Source organism: Microbacterium sp. CPCC 204701 (genome assembly GCF_004010105.1).
Taxonomy (GTDB): domain Bacteria; phylum Actinomycetota; class Actinomycetes; order Actinomycetales; family Microbacteriaceae; genus Microbacterium.
The window spans coordinates 1-5,121 of sequence record NZ_RRYE01000217.1; the positions used below are offsets into that span (position 1 = coordinate 1).

Consider the following 5,121-nt stretch of genomic DNA (forward strand, 5'->3'; position numbering starts at 1 on the left):
CGCGCAGCGCCTTGTAGTGGTGGCGGGTGCGCGGGATGATGCAGCCCACGAGCGAGACGAACAGCAGGATGTAGATCGCCGAGAACCACGGAGACGTGTACACGTCGAACATGCTGAGGTTGTCGAGGACCGGGGCCAGATCGGGGTTGTCCTGGAAGTACTGCGTCACGCCGTTCGGGTCGGCGCTGCGCTGCGGCACGAGCGATCCGGGCACCGCCGCGATCGCGAGGAGCAGCAGCAGCACGAGCGCCGTGCGCATCGAGGTCAGCTGCCGCCAGCCCCAGCGCATCCAGCCGGTGGAGCCGAGTTCGGGCCCCCCGATCGCGGAGCCTGCGGACGCATCGTGCGAGTCGTCGACGGCGTCGGCGTGGTCAGCGGGGCGCAGCGTCCCCTCGACCGGCTCCACGGTGGCCCCGGTCGCTGAGCCTGTCGAAGCGTCAGAGCGGGGCCGTGACACTGTCGAACACCCCCTGCAGCTGCGCCATGATCTCGGTCCACACGCCGGTCACCATCAGGAGGCCGAGGACGATGAGCAGCCCGCCGCCGACGAGGTTGACGACGCGGATGTGCCGCCGGACGAACGCCACCGAGCGCGTCGCCCACCCGAACCCGAGCGTGAGCAGCAAGAACGGGATGCCGAGCCCGAGCGAGTACGCGACACCAAGCAGCGCGGCCCTCCCGGCCGACGCGGAGTCGAACGCCATCGTGAGGATCACGGCGAGGGTGGGGCCGATGCACGGCGCCCATCCGATGCCGAGGGCGACGCCCAGCAGCGGCGCGCCGACGAGCCCGAGGTTGCCGCGCACCTGCGGGCGCGAGATGCGCTGCGCGATGCCGAACCAGCCGATGAACACGAGGCCCATCGCGATGATGAATACGCCCAGCACGCGCGTGATCACGTCGGCGTGCTCGAGCAGGAAGCGGCCGAGTGTTCCGCCGAGCATCGCCATGCTGACGAACACGACGGTGAAGCCCGCGATGAACAGAAACACCCCGAGAACGAGACGCCCGCGGCCGGGCTCGGCGGGTGCGGCATCCGTCGTCACAGACTTCGCAGTTTCGGCGCTTTCTCGCAGCGATTCGGCGGAATCCCCCGAACGAGGCGCGGTTGTGCGAACCCTGTGAGCGGCCGGCGCGGGGCGCGGGGCGACGGCTCCTCCGATGAAGCCGAGGTAGCCGGGAACGAGCGGCAGCACGCACGGCGAGAGGAACGACAGGACTCCGGCCAGCACGGCGATCGGGAGCGCGACCAGGAGCGACCCGTCGGCGACGAGGCCGGCGAGGCTCACGCGTCCTCCAGCGTCTCGCGCACGAGGGTCTCGAGGATCGAGGCGTCCTCGAGCTGTCCGATGATGCGCACCGCGACGCGACCCTGGCTGTCGAGCACGAGCGTCGAGGGCACCGCGTTGAGCGGAGTCTGACCGGCGAAGGCGAGCTTGATCGAGCCGTCCTCGGTCGCGAGTGCGCTCGGGTAGTCGATGCCGTAGGTCTCGGCGAACGAGCGCGACGCCTCGGCGCCGTCATGGAGGTTCACGCCGAGGAACGACACGGGTTCGCCCTCGAGCGCCGCCTGCGCATCGTCGAGCTCGGGAGCCTCGACCCGGCACGGTGCGCACGCGGCGTACCAGAAGTTCACGACCAGCACATCGCCGTCGAAGTCGGCCTGCGTCACGGTGCCGCCGGTGTCGAGCACGCCCTCGAACTCGATGGGCTCGGTGCGCTCGGCTTCGGGGATCTCGACGTAGCGCACGCCGCTGGCGGCGACGAAGCCCTTGTTCTCGCCCTTGCGGTACTCCTCGGCGAGGGGGTCGTTCGTGCACGCCGCGAGTCCTGCGACGACAGCAGCGGCGAAGACGACGGATGCCGCGGCCCGCAGCCCGCGCCTGGCCTTGGTTCCCCCGGTCATACCGCCCCCACGTCCACCGCACCTGCCGTCGACGCCGGTTCGGCGTACGCGGTCTCGGTCCATTTGCCCTCGACCATCTCGAAGCTCGTCACGCTCGACAGCGCGCACCGCCGCTCGCGTGGATCGTGCCGCAGCGGGAGCCCCGCCACCGCGAGATGGGTGATCCAGATCGGGAGCTGATGCGAGACGATCACGACGTCGCCCGAGTCGACGGCATCCCACGCCTGCGTCATCGACGCGTTCATGCGACCCACGACATCCGCATACGGCTCACCCCAGCTGGGCAGCGCCGGCTTGCGCAGGTGTCGCCAGTTCCACGGGTTCACCAGCGCCCGCACCATCCGCTTGCCTTCGAACACGTTCGTCGGCTCGATGACGCGTTCGTCGACGACGGCCTCGATGCCGAAGACCTCGGCGAACGGCTCCGCCGACTCGCGCGTGCGCTGCAGCGGCGAGCACACCACGGTCGAGACCGGCCGCTGCATCGCGCGGACGAACTCCGCAGCCTGACGCGCCATGCGCCGTCCGTCGGCGCTCAGGCCGTAGCCCGGGAGTCGCCCGTAGAGCACGCGGCGAGGATTGTGGACCTCTCCGTGGCGCACGAGATGGAGGCGGTCGGCGGGCACCCGACCAGTCTACGGCGGCTCGTTCTGTGGGGCCGCTGAGCGTCAGTCCAACCCCGGCTCGGCGCCCGATCCCGAGCTGCGCTCGACGAGAAGCGCACGCACCCGCGCGTACAGGAACCAGGCCACGGCGAGCATCGCCGCACCGATCACGACGTACTGCAGGATGTCGGCGTAGCGCTCGACGATGTGCCAGGACTCGCCGAGGAAGAAGCCGGAGAGCACGAAGATCGAGTTCCAGACGAGGCTGCCGGCAGCCGTCAGGAGGGCGAACCGCCACAGCGGCATGCGCGTGATCCCTGCGGGGATCGAGATGAGGCTGCGGAAGATCGGGATCATACGCCCGAAGAACACCGCCTTGCTGCCGTGACGCGAGAACCACGCGACCGTGCGGTCGATGTCTTCGGGGTGCAGCAGCGGGACTTTGGCGGCGATCGCCCGCAGCCGAGCGACGCCGAGCCACGCGCCGAGGCCGTACAGCAGCAGCGCGCCCACGATCGACCCGGCCGTCGTCCAGAACAGCGCCTCGAACAGCGTGAACGAGCCGCGGCTCGACGCGAGGCCAGCCATCGGCAGGATCACCTCGCTCGGCAGCGGCGGGAACAGGTTCTCCACCGCGATGGCGATGCCGGCGCCCGCGGGGCCGATCACATCCATCAGAGAGACGGCCCAGTCCGCAAGGGAGCTGAGCCAGGAGCCGTCGGAGGTGGCAGTCGCACTGATCTCTGTCACGGCTTCAACGCTAGGTCACCACCGTGAACCGTTCCTGGGTGCAGGCCCCCGAATCGAAACGGGGCGGCGACGCTGCGGGTCAGATCGACGAGCCGGGCACTCCCGCCGCTGTCACGGCGAACGCGAGCAGAAGCGACAGCGCGATGACCGCCGCGCCCACGAGAGCCACCCAGAACGCGAGCCGCCGCTTCACCATCAGCACGATCGCAACGATCGCCGTCGCGACGAACGCCAGCCACGGGAGGATCATGCCCATGAGCCACCCGATCGTGATGAGGTCGGTGTTGCACGTGACCGCACCGCACGGGTCGGAGGCCATCACGAGGAACATGCCCATGATCGAGGCGAGGGCGGCGAGCACGCCGTCGGCGACGAGGAGCACGATCGTGGCGACGACGTCGATCGTCTTCACCGGCCGCTTCGCCGGCGGTGCCGGCGGCCAGGCCGTCGCGGACGGTTCGGAGAACGGCGGCGTCGACGTCATGCCCGCATGGTACCGGCCGAGTGCCGACCGCGCGTCAACGTACACTTGACCCTCGTGAGTGAACGCGTTCTCGTCCAGCAGCTGCAGGGTCTCCCCGACGGACCCGTCTCGGTGTCGGGATGGGTCGAGACCGTTCGCGATCAGAAGAAGGTGCAGTTCGTCATCCTCCGCGACGAGACGGGCGCCGTGCAGCTGGTCAACCCGGCGACGCGCGAACTCGCCGACGACGCGGACGCGGCGACCGAGGCATCCCTCGTGCTCACCACCACCATCTCGGAGCTCGCCACGGGCACCTTCCTCACGGTGCACGGCGAGCTCAAGCACGACGAGCGCGTCAAGCTCGGCGGCGTCGAGATCAAGATCGGCTCGCTCGACATCGCGGCCGCGGCCCTTCCCGAGACGCCCATCGCGGCCGACTCCGGACTCGACAAGCGCATGGACTGGCGCTTCCTCGACCTGCGCCAGCGCCGCAACAACCTCATCTTCCGCGTGCAGACCACCCTCGAGCACGCGATGCGCTCGTACTGGATCGAACGCGACTACATCGAGGTGCACTCGCCGAAGCTCATGGCCTCGGCATCGGAGTCCAACGCGGAGCTGTTCTCGCTCGAGTACTTCGGCGACCAGACGGCGTACCTCGCCCAGTCGCCGCAGTTCTTCAAGCAGATGGCGCAGGTCGCCGGTTTCGGCAAGATCTTCGAGATCGCGCCGGCGTTCCGCGCGGACCCTTCGTTCACGAGCCGCCACGCGACCGAGTTCACCTCGATCGATGCCGAGATCAGCTGGATCGACTCGCACGAAGACGTCGCCCGCATGCAGGAGGAGCTGATCGCCACCGCGATCACGGCGGTCAAGGCGCAGCACGGCGACGAGATCGAGGAGCTCTTCGGCATCGAGGTGCAGGTGCCCGCGCTCCCCTTCCCGCGCATCCCGCTGGCCGAGGCGCGAGAGATCGTCAAGGCTCGCGGCTACGACATCCCCCGCACCGACGGCGACCTCGACCCCGAGGGCGAGCGTCAGATCTCGGCCCACGTCGAAGAGACCTATGGCCATCAGTTCGTCTTCATCACCGACTACCACCCCGAGATCCGCGCGTTCTACCACATGCGCGACGAAGAGACCGGCCTGACCAAGTCGTACGACCTCCTCTTCAAGGGCGTCGAGATCACGACGGGCGCGCAGCGCGAGCACCGCGTCGACGTGCTCATCGAGCAGGCGAAGGAGAAGGGGCTCGAGCCCGAGCACCTCGACTTCTACCTCGACTTCTTCCGCTACGGCGCCCCGCCCCACGGCGGGTTCGGCATGGGCCTCGCGCGCGTGCTGATGCTGCTGCTCGGGCAGGACTCGATCCGCGAGGTCACCTACCTCTTCCGCGG

General features: G+C 69.2%; 7 protein-coding genes. 1 reads left to right on the forward strand and 6 read right to left on the reverse strand.

All coding sequences use genetic code 11. The features are described from left to right. The 6 genes from EIO58_RS12225 to EIO58_RS12250 form a co-directional block, all read right to left on the reverse strand. A partial coding sequence (locus tag EIO58_RS12225; RefSeq protein ID WP_240658792.1) for a cytochrome c biogenesis protein ResB occupies positions 1-406 on the reverse strand: 406 nt, incomplete at its 3' end. A gap of 31 nt (positions 407-437) precedes the next feature. Next, complete coding sequence (locus EIO58_RS12230; protein WP_127819776.1) at positions 438-1,289, reverse strand: cytochrome c biogenesis CcdA family protein; 852 nt, start codon at positions 1,287-1,289, stop codon at positions 438-440. Beyond that, on the reverse strand, positions 1,286-1,906 hold the full coding sequence (locus tag EIO58_RS12235; protein WP_127819777.1) for a TlpA family protein disulfide reductase: 621 nt from the start codon (positions 1,904-1,906) through the stop codon (positions 1,286-1,288). The genes EIO58_RS12230 and EIO58_RS12235 overlap by 4 nt, the downstream gene beginning before the upstream one ends. Beyond that, positions 1,903-2,532, reverse strand: coding sequence for a histidine phosphatase family protein (locus EIO58_RS12240; RefSeq protein ID WP_127819778.1), 630 nt, complete (start codon positions 2,530-2,532; stop codon positions 1,903-1,905). Before EIO58_RS12240 ends, EIO58_RS12235 begins: the two co-directional genes overlap by 4 nt. 42 nt (positions 2,533-2,574) lie before the next feature. Beyond that, the gene (locus tag EIO58_RS12245; RefSeq protein WP_127819781.1) at positions 2,575-3,186 is read right to left on the reverse strand and encodes a DedA family protein; all 612 of its coding nucleotides are present in this window, start codon (positions 3,184-3,186) and stop codon (positions 2,575-2,577) included. A gap of 154 nt (positions 3,187-3,340) precedes the next feature. Next, positions 3,341-3,745: a DUF6264 family protein gene (locus EIO58_RS12250; RefSeq protein ID WP_127819779.1), complete on the reverse strand. Its 405-nt coding sequence runs from the start codon at positions 3,743-3,745 to the stop codon at positions 3,341-3,343. Positions 3,746-3,799: 54 nt separating this feature from the next. Here EIO58_RS12250 and aspS point away from each other — a divergent pair. Next, positions 3,800-5,121 (forward strand): aspartate--tRNA(Asn) ligase (aspS, locus tag EIO58_RS12255; RefSeq protein WP_127819780.1); only part of this gene is annotated, 1,322 nt, incomplete at its 3' end.

Excerpts from the sequence above, each read along its gene's own strand:
- EIO58_RS12250 (WP_127819779.1), bottom strand. The coding sequence starts at position 3,745 with ATGACGTCGACGCCGCCGTTCTCCGAACCGTCCGCGACGGCCTGGCCG.
- EIO58_RS12235 (WP_127819777.1), bottom strand. The coding sequence starts at position 1,906 with ATGACCGGGGGAACCAAGGCCAGGCGCGGGCTGCGGGCCGCGGCATCC.
- EIO58_RS12245 (WP_127819781.1), bottom strand. The coding sequence starts at position 3,186 with ATGGATGTGATCGGCCCCGCGGGCGCCGGCATCGCCATCGCGGTGGAG.